14 protein-coding genes are annotated in these 16,314 nt (G+C 66.3%); 6 read left to right on the top strand and 8 right to left on the bottom strand.

The window, feature by feature from the left end; all coding sequences use genetic code 11:
• Positions 1 to 277 precede the first annotated feature (277 nt).
• Both guaB and J6500_RS17440 read right to left on the bottom strand, forming a co-directional pair.
• The gene (gene guaB, locus J6500_RS17445) at positions 278 to 1,768 is read right to left on the bottom strand and encodes an IMP dehydrogenase (protein WP_225713922.1); all 1,491 of its coding nucleotides are present in this window, start codon (positions 1,766 to 1,768) and stop codon (positions 278 to 280) included.
• Between the two features lie 181 nt (positions 1,769 to 1,949).
• Entirely contained in the window at positions 1,950 to 2,201 is a 252-nt protein-coding gene (locus tag J6500_RS17440) for a hypothetical protein (RefSeq protein WP_225713921.1), read from the bottom strand.
• A gap of 141 nt (positions 2,202 to 2,342) precedes the next feature.
• Between J6500_RS17440 and J6500_RS17435 the strand changes: the two genes are divergently transcribed.
• The gene (locus tag J6500_RS17435; protein ID WP_225713920.1) at positions 2,343 to 3,830 is read left to right on the top strand and encodes an MFS transporter; all 1,488 of its coding nucleotides are present in this window, start codon (positions 2,343 to 2,345) and stop codon (positions 3,828 to 3,830) included.
• Positions 3,831 to 4,027: 197 nt separating this feature from the next.
• On the opposite strand, the gene J6500_RS17430 is transcribed toward J6500_RS17435, so the two are convergent.
• Together J6500_RS17430 and J6500_RS17425 are read right to left on the bottom strand one after the other, a co-directional pair.
• Complete coding sequence (locus J6500_RS17430) at positions 4,028 to 4,729, bottom strand: RlmE family RNA methyltransferase (RefSeq protein ID WP_225713919.1); 702 nt, start codon at positions 4,727 to 4,729, stop codon at positions 4,028 to 4,030.
• Positions 4,730 to 4,911: 182 nt separating this feature from the next.
• A complete protein-coding gene (locus tag J6500_RS17425) occupies positions 4,912 to 5,955 on the bottom strand; it encodes a Ppx/GppA phosphatase family protein (protein ID WP_225713918.1) in 1,044 nt (347 codons plus the stop codon).
• 201 nt (positions 5,956 to 6,156) lie between these two features.
• Between J6500_RS17425 and J6500_RS17420 the strand changes: the two genes are divergently transcribed.
• On the top strand, positions 6,157 to 8,529 hold the full coding sequence (locus J6500_RS17420; RefSeq protein WP_225713917.1) for a xanthine dehydrogenase family protein molybdopterin-binding subunit: 2,373 nt from the start codon (positions 6,157 to 6,159) through the stop codon (positions 8,527 to 8,529).
• 180 nt (positions 8,530 to 8,709) lie between these two features.
• Here J6500_RS17420 and J6500_RS17415 read toward each other — a convergent pair whose 3' ends face one another.
• Both J6500_RS17415 and J6500_RS17410 read right to left on the bottom strand, forming a co-directional pair.
• A complete protein-coding gene (locus J6500_RS17415) occupies positions 8,710 to 9,318 on the bottom strand; it encodes a 2-hydroxychromene-2-carboxylate isomerase (RefSeq protein WP_225713916.1) in 609 nt (202 codons plus the stop codon).
• Positions 9,319 to 10,038: a hypothetical protein gene (locus J6500_RS17410; RefSeq protein ID WP_312018220.1), complete on the bottom strand. Its 720-nt coding sequence runs from the start codon at positions 10,036 to 10,038 to the stop codon at positions 9,319 to 9,321. It abuts the gene before it with no gap.
• A 206-nt stretch (positions 10,039 to 10,244) separates the two neighbouring features.
• On the opposite strand from J6500_RS17410, the gene J6500_RS17405 reads away from it, so the two are divergent.
• From J6500_RS17405 to J6500_RS17395, 3 genes are all read left to right on the top strand, one after another.
• Positions 10,245 to 10,739 carry a YaiI/YqxD family protein gene (locus tag J6500_RS17405; protein ID WP_225713915.1) on the top strand — a complete coding sequence of 165 codons (495 nt, stop codon included), beginning with the start codon at positions 10,245 to 10,247 and terminating at the stop codon, positions 10,737 to 10,739.
• A 5-nt stretch (positions 10,740 to 10,744) separates the two neighbouring features.
• Positions 10,745 to 12,562 (top strand): ABC-F family ATP-binding cassette domain-containing protein, encoded by a 1,818-nt coding sequence (locus J6500_RS17400; protein ID WP_225713914.1) that lies wholly within the window; start codon positions 10,745 to 10,747, stop codon positions 12,560 to 12,562.
• Positions 12,563 to 12,680: 118 nt separating this feature from the next.
• Positions 12,681 to 13,760 carry a D-TA family PLP-dependent enzyme gene (locus J6500_RS17395; RefSeq protein ID WP_225713913.1) on the top strand — a complete coding sequence of 360 codons (1,080 nt, stop codon included), beginning with the start codon at positions 12,681 to 12,683 and terminating at the stop codon, positions 13,758 to 13,760.
• Between the two features lie 106 nt (positions 13,761 to 13,866).
• Here J6500_RS17395 and J6500_RS17390 read toward each other — a convergent pair whose 3' ends face one another.
• Positions 13,867 to 14,769, bottom strand: coding sequence for a LysR family transcriptional regulator (locus J6500_RS17390; protein ID WP_225713912.1), 903 nt, complete (start codon positions 14,767 to 14,769; stop codon positions 13,867 to 13,869).
• Positions 14,770 to 14,862: 93 nt separating this feature from the next.
• Between J6500_RS17390 and J6500_RS17385 the strand changes: the two genes are divergently transcribed.
• A complete protein-coding gene (locus tag J6500_RS17385) occupies positions 14,863 to 16,080 on the top strand; it encodes an MFS transporter (RefSeq protein ID WP_225713911.1) in 1,218 nt (405 codons plus the stop codon).
• A gap of 41 nt (positions 16,081 to 16,121) precedes the next feature.
• Here J6500_RS17385 and J6500_RS17380 read toward each other — a convergent pair.
• Positions 16,122 to 16,314 (bottom strand): NAD(P)/FAD-dependent oxidoreductase (locus J6500_RS17380; RefSeq protein WP_225713910.1); only part of this gene is annotated, 193 nt, incomplete at its 5' end.

Here is a 16,314-nt window from a genome sequence, read left to right as displayed (position 1 = left end):
TCCGGATTTTCCTTGGTGTGATGGTTTCGTGGCAGACACGTAGTCACGCAATCCGGCTCCCCGCAAGGGAGACGGATTTGCTGTTTCAACCGCGTGTTGTTTGAAATTCTGTTTGAAACGGCGGGCGTCACGGCGAAGACGTCACCGCTCGCGCAATACCGTCATTCCGGGGCGTGCAAAGCACGAGCCCGGAATCCATTCATCCACCGGCGTTGCCGTCGGATGGATTCCGGGCTCGATGCTGCGCATCGCCCCGGAATGACATGGGGAGAATGATTTACACCCCGCCCGGATAGTTCGGGGCCTCGCGCGTGATGGTCACGTCGTGGACGTGGCTTTCGCGCAAGCCGGCGCCGGTGATGCGGACGAACTGCGCCTTGGCGTGGAAGTCGGCGATGTTCTTGGCGCCGACATAGCCCATCGCCGCACGGAGGCCGCCGGCGAGCTGGTGCATCACGTTGCCGACCGGGCCCTTGTAGGGCACCTGACCCTCGATGCCTTCAGGCACCAGCTTCAGCGTGTCCTTGATGTCCTGCTGGAAGTAGCGGTCGGCCGAGCCGCGCGCCATCGCGCCGACCGAGCCCATGCCGCGATAGGCCTTGTAGGAGCGGCCCTGCCACAGGAAGACCTCGCCCGGCGTCTCGTCGGTACCGGCGAGCAGCGAGCCGACCATCGCGATGTCGGCGCCTGCCGCGAGCGCCTTGGCGAGGTCGCCGGAATATTTGATGCCGCCGTCGGCGATCACGGGCACGCCGGCCTTCTTTGCCGCGGACACCGCATCCATGATCGCCGTGAGCTGCGGCACGCCGACACCGGCGACGATGCGCGTGGTGCAGATCGAGCCCGGGCCGATGCCGACCTTGATGCAGTCGGCGCCGGCGTCGATCAGGGCCTGTGCGCCGTCTTCGGTCGCGACGTTGCCGGCCACGACTTGCACGGCGTTGGAGAGCTGCTTGATGCGGTTGACCGCGGCGAGCACATGCCTGGAATGGCCGTGCGCGGTATCGACGACGACGACGTCGACGCCGGCGTCGATCAGCCGCTCGGTGCGCTCATAGCCGGTCTCGCCGACCGTGGTGGCCGCGGCGACGCGCAGCCGGCCGTGCTCGTCCTTGCACGCCAAGGGATGGGCGACAGCCTTTTCGATGTCCTTCACCGTGATCAGGCCGACGCAGCGATACTGCTCGTCGACCACCAAGAGCTTCTCGATGCGATGCTTGTGCAGCATCCGCTTCGCCTCGTCCTGGCCGACGCCCTCGCGCACGGTGACGAGGTTCTCATGCGTCATCAGCTCCGAGACCTTCTGCCGCGGATCGCTGGCGAAGCGCACGTCGCGGTTGGTGAGGATGCCGACCAGCTTGCCCGGGCTGTTCTTGGCGGCGCCGGTGACGACCGGAATGCCCGAGATGCCGTGATCCTTCATCAGCGTGAGCGCGTCGGCGAGCGTGGCGTCGGGGCCGATGGTGAGCGGGTTGACCACCATGCCGGATTCGAACTTCTTGACCTGCCGCACCTGCGCGGCCTGGCCGTCGGGATCGAAGTTGCGGTGGATGACGCCGAGACCGCCGGCCTGCGCCATCGCGATCGCCATGCGCGCCTCGGTGACGGTGTCCATCGCCGAGGCAATGATCGGGATGTTGAGCGGGATGGCGCGGGTGACGCGCGAACGGATATCGACTTCGGAGGGAAGAACGTCGGACAGACCTGGCTTCAGCAGCACATCGTCGAACGTGAAGGCTTCGCGGATAGCCGGAAATCCCGTGGCCATTGCCAACTCCTTTCGGCGGCCGCAGCCGCGATAAACTTACGGATGAACGCCGCCTGCGGTGACGCTCGGTGCGTCACCGTGGAATCGGTGCCCATCGGTGGGGTTGACGCTGGTCGATAGCATGGCGGGATGACGAATCAAAGTGTTTGCCGGCCATGCACAGGCTTTTTACGGGCCCGATTCAGGGCATCCGGTAGCCGGGCGGCGGCCCGTGCCGGCGGATCGCCTCGACCACCTCGCGGTGGCGGCGGTCTTCCCGCTTCATGTGGACCGCGATCAGCGCATGCGCCGACGGCACCAGCAGCAACATATGGAAAAACAGCCCCAAAATTGCGCAAACCACGATCAGGAGCAGGTTGAAGATGGCCGAGAACGGCTGTCCGTTCAGGAGCAGCCCGATCGGCGGCAGCAGAGCGGCGAGGACGTAGATCACGGCAAACCTCTTCACACCGGCGGATGCATACCAGCGTCTCGCAGGATTTAGGTGGTTTGTCCGGTTCCGCAATAGCGCCCCCAGCGGCAGGATGATACAGCCCCCTCGCCCGCCTGTTTCAGCTTCCGGCCGTCCCATTTGATGAACAAAGAACGCCTGATTCCGCTCATCGTGGCCACCGCTCTCTTCATGGAGAACATGGATTCCACGGTCATCGCGACCTCGCTGCCGGCAATCGCGGCCGATATCGGCACCAGCCCGCTGACGCTGAAGCTGGCGATCACCTCCTACCTGCTGTCGCTGGCGGTGTTCATCCCAGCCAGCGGCTGGACCGCGGATCGATTCGGCCCGCGGATCGTGTTCGCCGGCGCCGTCGGCGTGTTCATGCTGGGCTCGATCGGCTGTGCGCTCTCGACCTCGGTGACCGACTTCGTGTTCGCACGCATCCTGCAAGGCCTCGGCGGGGCGATGATGACGCCGGTCGGGCGGCTGGTGCTGCTGCGCTCGGTCGACAAGAGCGCGCTGGTCAACGCGATGGCCTGGGTGACCGTGCCGGCGCTGATCGGTCCGGTGGTCGGGCCGCCGCTCGGCGGCTTCATCACCACCTATTTCTCCTGGCACTGGATCTTCCTGATCAACATCCCGATCGGGCTGCTCGGCATCTTCCTGGCGCTGAAATACATCGACCCGATCAAGAGCGTCGATCCCGAGCGCTTCGATCTCACCGGGCTGGTGCTGGCCGGCATCGGCCTTGCCGGCATCGCCTTCGGGCTTTCGGTCGCCGGGCTCAATCTGTTGCCGTGGCCGATCGTCGCCGCTTTGGTCGGGGTCGGCACGGTGTCGATGACCCTCTACGTGCTGCATGCACGTCGCACCGGCTCGCCGGTGCTGGATTTCGGCTTGCTGCGGCTGCCGACGATGCGCGCGTCGATCGTCGGTGGCTTCATGTTCCGGCTCGGCATCGGCGCGCTGCCGTTCCTGCTGCCGCTGCTGATGCAGGTCGGCTTCGGCCTGTCGCCGTTCCAGTCCGGGCTCGTGACCTTTGCGTCCGCGGTCGGCGCCATGGGCATGAAGACGCTCGCGGCGCGCATTATCCGTGCCTTCGGCTTCCGCAACATGATGACGGTCAATGCGGTGGTCAGCTCGGCCTTCCTCGCCGCCTGCGCCCTGTTCACGATCTCGACGCCGCTGATGCTGATCTTCACCATCCTGGTGGTCGGCGGCTTCTTCCGCTCGCTGCAATTCACCGCGATCAACACCGTGGCCTATGCGGAGGTCGAAGCGCCGCAGATGAGCCGTGCCACGACCCTCGTCAGCGTCAACCAGCAGCTCGCGGTGTCCGCGGGCGTCGCGGTCGGTGCGTTCTCGGTCGAGAGCACGCTGGCGCTGCATCACCAGAGCGAGCTGTCCGCCGACGTGTTCGCGCCGGCCTTCATCGTGGTGTCCTTGATCTCGGCCGCCTCGGCCTGGTTCTTCTGGCAGATGCCGGCGGATGCCGGCAACGAGATCGCCGGCCGCAAGGCGATCGACATCTCGAGCCGCAAGGGCGCCGAGAAACGCGCCGCCGCCGACGCCGTCAAGGCGGCGACCGAGGACACCCAGAACGCGCGGGATCAGCGGCTCGGGTGAACGGCCTCCTCCATGCTGTCGTCCTGGCGAAGGCCAGGACCCATAACCACCGAATTTGGATTGAGAGCAGGATGCTGGCCCCAGCACCGCACACCAACGAGCGGTGGGGGTAATGGGTCCTGGCGTTCGCCAGGACGACGCGGAGTATTTGCTGTCCCTCTTCCGCGTTGGCCAAAGCTACGGCGGGCAAGTCCTCGTTACGCTCCTTGCAATGTCGAACTGGACTGTCCCCTGAACCCCGTCGCCAGCACGTAACGCTCGGAGGAATCCTGCCGGCTCGCGGCCGGCTTGACGTGGCGGACGGTGGCGAAATCGCGCTTCAGCTGTGCGAGCAGCTCGGCGTCGGCGCCGCTCTGAAATACTTTTGCCAGAAACACCCCGCCTGGGTTGAGCACCTCGCAGGCGAAATGCGCGGCGGTCTCGACGAGGCCGATGATGCGGAGCTGGTCGGTCTTGCGATGGCCGGTGGTGTTGGCGGCCATATCAGACATCACGATGTCGGCGCGGCCCCCCATCATCGCGATCAGTTTTTCCGGCGCGTCGTGGTCGAGGAAGTCGAGCTGCGCGAAGGTGACGCCGGGGATCTCGCCCATTTCCAGAAGGTCGATCGCGATCACCTTGCCCTTGCCGTCGGCCGCGCCGGTGCGCTTGGCGGCGATCTGGCTCCAGCCGCCGGGCGCGGCGCCGAGGTCGACCACCGTCATTCCCGGCTTCAGCAGGCGATATTTGTCGTCGATCTCGGTGAGCTTGAACGCGGCGCGCGAGCGATAACCCATCGCCTTGGCCTTGGCCACGTAGGGATCGTTGAGCTGGCGCTCCAGCCAGAGTTTCGACGACAGTTTTCGCTTGCCGCCGCTCTTGACCGTGACGTGCAGCCGCCCGGTGGTGTCTTTCGCCATGATGGTTCTTGCGTCCCGGTGTTTCTGCTCCCTCGCCCCGCTCTTGCAGGGAGAGGGTTGGGGTGAGGGCTGCTTCCGCATTAAAGGCGAGAGTTTGACTCGCGGAGAATCCCCCTCACCCGGTCGCATCTTGCGATGCGATCCGGCCTCTCCCCGCAGGCGGGGAGAGGCGAAGAAAGCGTCTAGCACGCCCGCAGGGCGCCGTCCTCGCGCATCATCTCGACCAGCATGCCCTCACGCAGGCCGCGGTCGGCGACGCGCAGGCGCGGCAGCGGGAAGGCGTAGCGGATCGCATCGAGGATGGCGCAGCCGGCGAGCACCAGATCGGCGCGCTCGACGCTGATGCAATTGTTGTGGACGCGCTGCTCATAGCTCATGCAGAGCAGCTTCTGGATCGTCGCCGTGACGTCGCAATCGTTCATCCAGATGCCGTCGATGCGGCGGCGGTCGTAGCGCGGCAGATTGAGGAACACGCCGGCCAGCGTGGTGACGGTGCCTGACGTGCCGAGCATGTGCATGTCGCGCAAATCCTGGCCGTGCTCGGCCGCGAACGGCGCGACATGCCGGGCGACTTCGTCGATCATGCGTGCATACAGCTCCGGCGTGACGTTCCTGCCGCCGAAATGCTCCGCCAGCGTGACGACGCCGAGCGGGATCGACATCCACGCTTTGATGCGCGGCGGCGCGTCTGACGTTGCGGGATCGCGCTCGATCCGCACCAGCTCGGTGGAGCCGCCGCCGATGTCGAACAGGATGGCCCCTCGTCCCTTCGGATCGAGCAGCGGCGAGCAGCCGATCACGGCCAGCGTCGCCTCGGTCTCGCGGTCGATCACCTCGAGCTTGATGCCGGTCTCGGCGGCGACGCGTTCGCGAAAACTCTCGGCATTGCCGGCGGCGCGGCAGGCCTCGGTCGCGATCAGCCGCAGCCGCCGCGCCTTGCGATAGCGGATCTTGTCGCTGCAAATCGAGAGCGCGGCGATGGCGCGCCCGATCGCCGCCTCGCTGATGGAACCGGTCGCGGCAATGCCCTCGCCGAGGCGGATGATCCGCGAGAACGAGTCGACCACGCGGAACCCGTCGCCGGCGGGACAGGCGATCAGGAGCCGGCAATTGTTGGTGCCAAGGTCGAGCGCGGCGTAGACGCCGCTCTCGGCGCCTGCCGCAACCAACCCTGACGGGGCTTCGGCGGCCGGAGGGCAGTCACAAAGCCGCACATCGTCATTCATCAAACTGTCTTTCCGCGTGGCCGAGGCCGGCCCGCCGAAGGAATTGTCGTTCACGGAAACTTTAGCAGCGCCAAAGGCCTGCGCAACATCCGTTCACATTGGGTCCATGTCCAATCGGGCGTTGTCGTTAAGGGCGGCGCGCGTTATCTCGTGAATCGCCAGCCAAACCCGTGCAAATCCGGGCATTTCAGGTCATTTCCGATGCAAGAACACACCTCGCGCCGCTCGCTTGAAAATTCTATCGCATTGCAAAAATACGGTGTCGGACAGCCGGTCCGCCGCAAGGAGGACGACACCCTGGTGCGCGGCAAGGGCAAATACACCGATGATTTCTCTCTGCCCGGCCAGGCCTATTGCTGGATGGTCCGTTCCTCCCACGCCCACGGCATCATCAAGGGGATCGACACCACAGCCGCCAGGGCGATGCCCGGCGTGCTCGGAGTATGGACCGGGCAAGACCTCGCCGCCGCCGGCTACAAGCCGCTGACCTGCGGCATGCCGCTGAAGAGCCGTGACGGCTCGCCGCTGCTGCAGACCAACCGCCCGGTGCTGCCGACCGACAAGGTGCGTTTCGTCGGCGATCCCATCGCCTTCGTCGTCGCCGAGACTGCGGCGCAGGCACGCGATGCGGCCGAGGCCGTCGAGGTCGACATCGAGCCGCTGCCGGCGGTGACCGACGCTGCGGAAGCGGCAAAGCCCGGCGCGCCGCAGCTCTATGACAACATCCCGAACAATGTCGCGCTCGACTACCACTATGGCGGTGCCGAGAAGATCGAGGCCGCGTTCGCCAGCGCCGCTCATGTCACGAAGCTCGACATCGTCAACACCCGCGTCGCCGTGGTCTCGATGGAGCCGCGCGTCGCGCTCGCTGCTTACGACAAGAAAGCCGAGCGCTATACCCTGCAAGTGCCGACCCAAGGCGTCTCCGGCAACAAGGCGATCCTGGCGCGCCTGCTCAACGTGCCGGCGGAGAAAGTACGCATCCTCACCGCCAATGTCGGCGGCTCCTTCGGCATGAAGAACCTCAACTACCCCGAATACACCTGCATCGCGCATGCCGCAAAAGTACTGGGCCGGCCCGTGAAATGGCTGGACGAGCGCTCGACCAGCTTCCTCTCCGACAGCCACGGCCGCGCGCAGTTGATCCATGCCGAACTGGCGCTCGATGCCGACGGCAAGTTCCTGGCGGTGCGGCTCTCCGGCTACGGCAATCTCGGCGCCTACATCACCGGCGTCGCGCCGGGTCCGCTGTCGCTCAACACCGGCAAGAACCTCGCCAGCGTCTACCGCACGCCGCTGCTCGGGGTCGACATCAAGACCGTTGTCACCAACACCACGCTGATGGGCGCCTATCGTGGTGCCGGCCGGCCCGAGGCCAATTATTACATGGAGCGGCTGATCGACACCGCCGCCGACGAGATGGGCATCGACCGTCTCACCCTGCGCAAGCGCAACTTCATCAAGCCGTCGCAACTGCCCTTCCCGGCGGCGAGCGGCGTCACCTATGACAGCGGCGATTTCGCGGGCGTCTTCCAGAAGGCGCTGGAGATCTCCGACTACGAGAATTTTGCGAAGCGCAAGAAGGAGAGCAGGAAGAACGGCAAGCTGCGCGGAATCGCCGTCGGCTCCTATCTCGAGGTCACCGCGCCGCCGAGCGGCGAACTCGGCAAGATCACCTTCGAGCCCGACGGTTCGGTGAAGCTCACCACCGGCACGCTGGACTACGGCCAGGGCCACGCCACGCCGTTCGCGCAGGTGCTGTCCGACGAACTCGGCGTGCCCTTCGAGAAAATCACGCTCGAACAGGGCGACAGCGACCTCGTCCGTTTCGGCAACGGCACGGGCGGCTCGCGCTCGATCACCGCCACCGGCCAGGCGATCGTCGAGGCCGCCGCGCTGGTCGTCGAGAAGGGCAAGAAGGCCGCGGCGCATCTGCTGGAAGCCTCCGAGGCCGACATCGAGTTCGGCGGCGGCCGTTTTACCATCGCCGGCACCGACCGTTCGATCGGCATCATGGAGCTCGCCGAGCGGATGCGCGAAAGCAAGATGCCCGCGGGCACCCCGGAGACGCTCGACGTCGACCACGCCACCAAGGAGACCGCGTCGACGTTTCCGAACGGCTGCCACGTCGCCGAGGTCGAGATCGATCCCGACACCGGCGTTACCAGGATCGTGCGCTATGCGGCAGTCAACGACTTCGGCACCGTGGTCAATCCGATGATCGTCGCCGGCCAATTGCATGGCGGTGTCGCGCAGGGCATCGGCCAGGCGCTGATGGAGGAAGTCAGCTACGACGGCTCGGGCCAGCCGATCACCGGCTCGTTCATGGACTACGCGCTGCCGCGCGCCGGCGACGTGCCCTCGATGCAGATCGGCGACCACCCCTCGCCGGCGAAGTCGAACCCGCTGGGGACGAAAGGCTGCGGCGAGGCCGGCTGCGCCGGCAGCCTGGTCTGCATCGTCAACGCGGTGATCGATGCGCTGTCGGACTACGGCATCAAGCACATCAACATGCCGCTGACGCCGGAACGCGTCTGGCGCGCGATCCAGGACGCGAAGCAGACCGCGGCGTAGGTCTCTCCACTCCCTCTCCCCGCTCTTGCGGGGAGAGGGATGGGGTGAGGGGCATCTCTCCGCGAGCACGCCGGAAGTTGAGACCTGTACCCCCTCACCCGGATCGCATCTCCGATGCGATCCGACCTCTCCCCGCAAGCGGGGCGAGGTGAAGGGCAGCGCGACCGAGCCCGCATCCAGTCACGCCAGCAGCTTCAGCGCGCGCTCCAGCAGCTCGAGCCGATCCTGGCCCCAAAAGATCTCGCCCGACGGCAGCACGTAGCTCGGGGCACCGAACACGCCGGCTTTCAGCGCATCCTGCGTGTACTGCTCGTAGAGCTGGTCGAGCTCGGCATCCGGTGGGCCGCCCGCGCGCAGCGCCGCCGCATCCAATCCGGCGCGCTGCGCGGCCGCCGACATGACGTCGGCATCGGCAAGCGATTCCTCGCGTTCCCAGATCGCACGGCCGAACTCCAGCGACAGGCGGTGCGCATCCTTGCCCTGTAGCCTCGCAGCAATGACGAGGCGCACGGCGGCGAGATCATCGCTTGGAAAATGCCTGGGTTCGACGTTGAGCGGGACGCCTCTCACCTCGCGCCAGCGCCGGAGTTCCGTCAGGCGGTAGGCCTGCCGCTGCGGCGAGCGCTTCGGCAGCGGCAGGCCGCCGGTCTGCTCGAAGATCGGACCGAACTTGCTGGGCTTGACATTGACGGTAGCGCCATAGCGGCGCGCAATGTCGGCAAACGGCGCGCTGCCGAGATAGGTCCAGGGCGAGTTGAGCGACAGATAATAGTCGATGGTGACTGACATCTACGCCGCCACCTGTTCGCGCGGCTGGACGATCGCGATGTGCCAGCAATGCGCCAGCGGCGTGGTGCCGTTGGCGAGGACCAGCGCGTCGAGCTCGACGAAGCGGTGGCCCTTCTTGTCGTAATTGGCGGTGACTTTTGCCCGTGCGGTCAGCTCGTCGCCGATCTTGCCCGCCGACAGCAGCTGCATCCGCGTGCCGACATGGATCCACGGCCCGAGGATCGCGTTGTCGACCAGCACCTTGTTCATCACCCGCGGCAGCAGGCCGGGATGGCCAAGACCCTCGCGCAGATAGATCGGATCGGTCTCCCTGATATCGGCGAGATACTCCTTCGCGGCATCGCCGGACCAGTCGCGCGGGATGGTGCCGAGCCACTTGCCCTGCTCGTAGGATGACGGGCTGACCGGCTTGCGCTCGGCAACCGGCGCGACCTGCTGATAATCAGCGATCGCGAATGTCGGCGCCGACGCCGGCAGCGACGCCGTGCCGGTGGCGCAGAGCTCGCCACGGCTGTGCAGCTCGATGGTCAGCCCGTTGCCGGTCTCGCGTCCCGTCACCTCGACGGTCTCGCCGTCATAGACCGGCTTGACGAACCGCGCCTCGATCAGCCCGCGTTCGAGGAAATCGCGGCCCCATTTCTCGACCGGCAGATGCATCATGTAGGCCATCACATCGACGCCGGGCACGAGGCCGCCGGAAAAGCCGAACTTTCGTGCCACCGTGTCGTCGTGGATCTTGTTCTCGGACAGCTTTGAGGTGTTGTACGCCGGACGCGGTAGGTCTGCGAGTCCATCCGGTTTTCCCTTATTTTGGCGGTTTTCTCTGGCAATCGTAGCCGAACCGAACAGCGTGGCAAGCCTCTCGTTTTGCTCGCAATTTTTCCCACGATGGAGTACACGGGGCGCGCCTGCCAACCGTTGAATCGATGACTGAAAGCACAGCCCCCATACGCATCTATGTCGATGCTGACGCCTGCCCGGTGAAGGACGAGATCTATCGCGTCGCGATCCGTCTCGGCGTGCCGGTTAGCGTGGTCGCGGGCAATTTCATCCGCGTGCCGCAGGATCCGCTGATCGAGCGCATTGCCGCTGGTTCCGGCATGGACGCCGCCGACGACTGGATCGCGGAACGCGCGCATGCGGGGGACGTCGTGATCACCGCCGATATTCCGCTGGCAAGCCGCTGCGTGAAAGCCGGCGCCGACGTGATCGCGCCGAACGGCAAGCCGTTCACGGAACAGTCGATCGGCATGACGCTCGCCATGCGCAACCTGATGACTGACTTGCGCTCGGCGGGCGAGGTCACCGGCGGACCGAAGTCGTTCTCGCCGCGCGACCGCTCGACCTTCATCTCGGCGCTCGACCAGACCATCCGCCGCATCCAGCGCCGCCGCGCCGAGCAGGCCGCGAGCCAGGGTTAAGTACAATGGCTCCGCCTCCTCTCATCCAGCTCAAGGACATCAGCCTGACCTTCGGCGGCACGCCGCTGCTGTCGGGCGTCGAGCTCTCGGTCTCCGCCGGCGAGCGCGTCTGTCTGATCGGCCGCAACGGCTCCGGCAAGTCGACCTTGCTGCGCATCGCGGCCGGCCTGGTCGAGCCCGATGCGGGCAGCCGCTTCGTGCAGCCGGGCGCGACCATCCGCTATCTGCCGCAGGAGCCGGATTTCGGCGAGCACAAGACGCTGCTGGCCTATGTCGAAGCCGGCCTCGGGCCCGGCGACGATCACTATCAGGCGCGCTATCTCATCGAGCAGCTCGGCCTCACCGGCGAGGAAGATCCTGCGCATGTCTTCGGTGGCGAGGCGCGGCGCGCGGCGCTGGCGCGGGTGCTGGCGCCCTCGCCCGACATCCTGCTGCTGGACGAGCCGACCAACCATCTCGATCTGCCGACCATCGAATGGCTCGAAGGCGAACTGGAGAGCCGGCGCTGCGCGCTGGTCTTGATCAGCCATGATCGCCGCTTCCTCACCAATCTGTCGCGCTCGACGGCTTGGCTCGACCGCGGCCAGATCCGGCAGATCGACCGCGGCTTCGGCGCGTTCGAGGCCTGGCGCGACGAGGTGCTGGAAGAGGAAGAGCGCGAGCAGCACAAGCTGGACCGCAAGATCGTCAACGAGGAGCACTGGCTGCGCCACGGCGTCTCCGGCCGCCGCAAGCGCAACGTCAAGCGGCTCGGCAATCTCTTCGCGCTGCGCGACCAGCGCCGCAACTATCGCGGCGCCACCGGCAACGCCATGCTCGCCGCCGCCGAGGCCGACAAATCCGGCCGCCTCGTCATCGAAGCCAAGAACATCAGCAAGGCCTATGGCGAGCGCAGCATCGTCGACGGTTTCTCGACGCGGATCCAGCGCGGCGACCGGATCGGCATCGTCGGCCCCAACGGCGCCGGCAAGACCACGCTGGTGCACCTTCTGATCGGCAACGATCCGCCCGATTCCGGCTCGGTGCGGCTGGGCGCCAATATCGAGATGGCGACGCTGGATCAGCACCGCGAAAGCCTCGATCCGAAGCTGACGCTGGCCGAGGCCCTGACCGGCGGCCGCGGCGACCATGTCATGGTCGGCGACAAGCCGAAGCACGTGATCGGCTACATGAAGGACTTTCTGTTTGCGCAGGAGCAGCGCGGCACACCGCTGGAAGCGCTGTCCGGCGGCGAGCGCGGCCGGCTGATGCTGGCGCGCGCACTGGCAAAGCCGTCCAACGTCTTGATCCTGGACGAGCCGACCAACGACCTCGATCTGGAAACCCTCGACGTGCTGGAAGAAATGCTCGGCGATTACGAAGGCACCGTAATCCTGATCAGCCACGACCGCGATTTCCTCGACCGCGTGGTGACCTCGGTGATCGTGCCGGAGGGCCAGGGCCGCTGGATCGAATATGCCGGCGGCTATTCCGACATGCTGGCGCAGCGCGGCGCCGACGTGAAGCGCGAAACGGTGAAGGCGCAGGCGGTCGTCGAAGAGAAGAAGGAAGTCAAGGTCGCGGCGCCCGAAGCGGCAGCCAGACGCCGGCTGAGCTTCAACGAGAAGCACGCGCTGGAAACGCTGCCGAAGACGATCGAGAAGCTGCACGCCGAGATCGCCAAGCAGCAGAAGCTGCTCGACGACCCCAACCTTTACAGCAAGGACCGCAAGAAATTCGACGCAGCGTCAGCCGCGATCGCCAAGGCGCAGGAAGAGCTGACCGCCGCGGAAGATCGCTGGCTCGAGCTCGAGGTTTTGCGCGAAGAGATCGAACAGGCATAGCTATTTCCACGGTCATTGCGAGGAGCGAAGCGACCAAGCAATCCATGCACCCGCATATCGGACAGGTGGATTGCTTCGCCGCGCTCGCAATGACGGAAAACAAACTGGAGACGCCCCGATGACCACGCCCCTCGCCGCCAAGATCGCCAAGGAATACGGCACGCCCTGCGCCGTGATCGACATGGACCGGGTCGAGCGCAACATCGCGCGGATCCAGGCGGCCTGCGATACGGCCGGTGTCGCCAACCGGCCGCATATCAAGACCCACAAGAACCCGACGCTGGCGCAGTTGCAGGTCAAGGCCGGCGCCAGGGGCATCACCTGCCAGAAGCTCGGCGAGGCCGAGATCATGGCGGATGCCGGCATCGACGACATTCTGATCTCCTACAATTTGCTCGGCGACGAGAAGATGGCGCGGCTCGGCGCGCTGCAGGGCAAGACCAACGTCACCGTCGCGGCCGATAATTCCGTCGTGGTCGGCGATCTGCCGAAGGCCGCCGCAGCGTCCGGCCGCCCGCTCTCGGTCGTGGTCGAATGCGACACGGGACGCAAGCGCGCCGGCGTCGAGACGCCGGCCGAGGCGATCGCGCTGGCGCGCGAGATCGCGGGCTCGAAGGGACTGACATTTGCCGGCTTCATGCTGTACCCGACCGAGACCGGCTGGGCGGACGCGCAAAAGTTCTACGACGAGGCGCTGGCCGGCGTGCGCGCGCATGGCCTCAATGCCAGCATCGTCTCGACCGGCGGCACGCCGAATCTGAAGAATATCGGCAAGCTGAAGGGCGGCACCGAGCATCGCTTCGGCACCTACATCTACAACGACCGCATGCAGGTCGCGGCCGGCGTCGCCACCTGGGACGACTGCGCGCTGCACATCTACTCCACCGTCGTCAGCCGTGCCGGTCCGGAGCGCGGCATCCTCGATGCCGGGTCGAAGACGCTGACCTCGGATACCGGCGGACTTGAAGGCCACGGTCTGATCCTCGAACATCCCGAAGCCAAGATCGCGCGCTTTGCCGAGGAGCACGGCTTCCTCGATCTCTCCCGCAGCAACACCCGGCCGAATGTCGGCGACGTCGTGCGGATCGTGCCCAACCATGTCTGCGTCGTCGTCAACATGATGGACGAGGTCGTGATGGTGCGCGGCGACGAGATCATCGGCACGCTGCCGGTGACGGCGCGCGGCAAGCTGCGGTAGCTGCGCGCCTGCGCATCTTTCGAGGCTCGCTTCGCGAGCACCTCAGGACGACGCTCGCTCTACTATTCGGATCACGCTCTCCCTGAGAAGGGCGGCGGCGAACCCACTAACCCCGGATCAACGCCTGCAGCTCCTGATCCAGCGCTGCGCGAAACACCTCGATCGGCCGCGCCAGGCGGCCGGCCGGCGGACGGTGCACGATCCAGGCGCGCACCGCGGGATTGAAATCCGCGATCTTCACCGTCTTGAGCCTGTTGCGGATCGGGCTTCGCTTCAGCGCCACCGGCGTGACCAGGCCGACGCCGAGCCCACGTGCCACCAGCGACAGCCGCAGCTCGCTGTCGAGCGCCTCGACCGCGATGTTGAACGGCAGGTGCGCCGCATCGAAATGACGCTTCAAGGTCTGGCGGAAGCCGCAGCCATCCTGGTTGATCACCCATCCCGTTCGCGACAGCCACTCGAGGTCGACGAATTTCGGTGTCTTCATGTCGCGCGCAACGACGAACACCACCGGCTGCGCGCCGAGATCGGAGGCTGCGAGATCGTCCGGCGGCGCGGTGCCGTCAGGCAGGCAGACCGCCGCGGCGTCGAGCTCGTTGCGGCTGACCCGCTCCATGTGGTTGGGCGACCAACCCGAGACGACGCGCACCGCGAGCGCGGGAAATTCGCCGCGCACGGCATCGAGCGGGCCGGTCAGTCCCGCTTCCGACAAAAACGGCGTCAGGCCGAGCCGGAATTCGCCGCGCACCACGCCGTCGTTGGCGACGCCTGACTTGAGATCGTCAAGCATGCGCAGCAGCCGGCGGCCCTGCTCATAGGCCTCGATGCCCGCCGCTGTCGGTTTCAACGGCTTCGACAGCCTGTCCAAGAGCTGCGCGCCGAGCATCTCCTCGAGATTCTGGATCCGCCGCGTCACGCCGGGCTGGGTCAGGTTCAGCCGCGCCGAGGCCGCGACGATCGATCCGGTCTCCACCACGGCGACGAACGCCACGAGGTCATGCGTATTCATAACAATCTCGCATATTCTTCATCATCTTATTTGAATTGTAGCATATTAGGCCTATCCCCTAAAGGGGGCCTCGCCACTCCCTCGCGAGGTCCCATGACGATTTCCGAAGCCACCAAACTCTCCCCGGCGCGTCCAGTCTCCGTGCGTCCCCTGATCTGGATCGGCGCCATCACGACCGGCACCGTCGTCACCAACCTGTTTGCCCCGCAGATCCTCGTCGGCCTGATGGGCCGCTCGCTCGGCATGACCGAGTTGCAGGCCGGCCTGATCTCGACGCTCACCCTGCTCGGCTACGCGCTCGGGCTCTTGCTGCTGGTGCCGCTGGTCGACCTCGTCGAGAACAAGCGCCTGATCCTGCGCACGCTGGCCTGCGCCATCGCGGCCGCGATCGGCACCGCGCTGGCGCCGACGCCCCTGATCCTGCTGGCCGCCACCTTCATGCTCGGCGCCTCCTGCGCCGCGATCCAGATGGTGGTGCCGCTGGTGGCCGCGATGGTCCCGCCGGAGCGGCGCGGACAAGCGATCGGCGACGTCATGAGCGGCCTGATGATCGGCATCCTGCTGTCGCGGCCGATGGCAAGCCTGATCGCGGACAGCTGGAACTGGCGCGGCTACTACATCACCTCGGCCATCCTGATGATCGTGCTCACCGGTGCGCTGGCGCGCTACCTGCCGACGCTGCAGCCCGCGGCGAAGGCCAGCTACGGCGCGTTGCTGCGCTCGTTTCCCAAGCTGCTGCGCGAGGAGCCGGTGCTGCGCGTCCGGTCCTGGACCGCCGCGCTGGTGATGGCGTCCTTCACCGCATTCTGGGCCGCCGTGGCGCTGCGCCTGCCGGACGCGCCGTTCAAGCTCGATGCGAGGGGGATCGCACTTTTCGCGCTGATCGGCGTCGCAGGGGCCGCAGCGACTCCGATCGCCGGCCGCTGGGGTGATCGCGGACTTGCGCGGCCGCTCCTGATCGTCTCGCACCTTCTGATCGCCGCCGCAGTCGCGCTGTGCGCCTGGGCCGGCATGATCGAGTCGCGGATCGCGGCTCTCTCGCTGCTTGGCATCGGTGCCGTGCTGCTCGATTTCGCCATCACCACCGACCAGACGCTCGGCCGCCGCGCCGTCAACCTGTTGCGGCCGGAGGCGCGCGGCCGGATCAACGGCCTGTTCGTGGCGCTGTTCTTCATCGGCGGCGCGGTCGGAGGAGCGGCGGCGTCCACGGCCTGGAGTTTTGGTGGCTGGACCGCGGTCTGTGCGGTCGCCGCCGCGTTCGGTGTGCTCGGCTTCATCACCGACCTCGCGACGAAGACGGGATCGGAGTGAGTGGCACCGCGTAGGATGGGTTTCGCTTCGCTCTGCCCATCCTACAGGTTCAACCACTTCAATGCGCCCTTCCCGGCCGCAGCGCCGGTCGCGAACGACGCCTGCAACAGATAGCCGCCGGTCGGCGCTTCCCAGTCGAGCATCTCGCCGGCGGCAAAAGTGCCGGGCAGCTTGCGCAGCATGAAGTGATCGTCGAGTTCGTCGAAGCTGATCCCGCCCGCACTTGAGATCGCG

Origin of the sequence: Bradyrhizobium semiaridum, from assembly GCF_020329505.1 — a bacterium.
Classification (GTDB): domain Bacteria; phylum Pseudomonadota; class Alphaproteobacteria; order Rhizobiales; family Xanthobacteraceae; genus Bradyrhizobium; species Bradyrhizobium semiaridum.
Note: the sequence above shows the minus strand (reverse complement) of the source record. Positions and strands in the feature narration are given on the sequence as shown.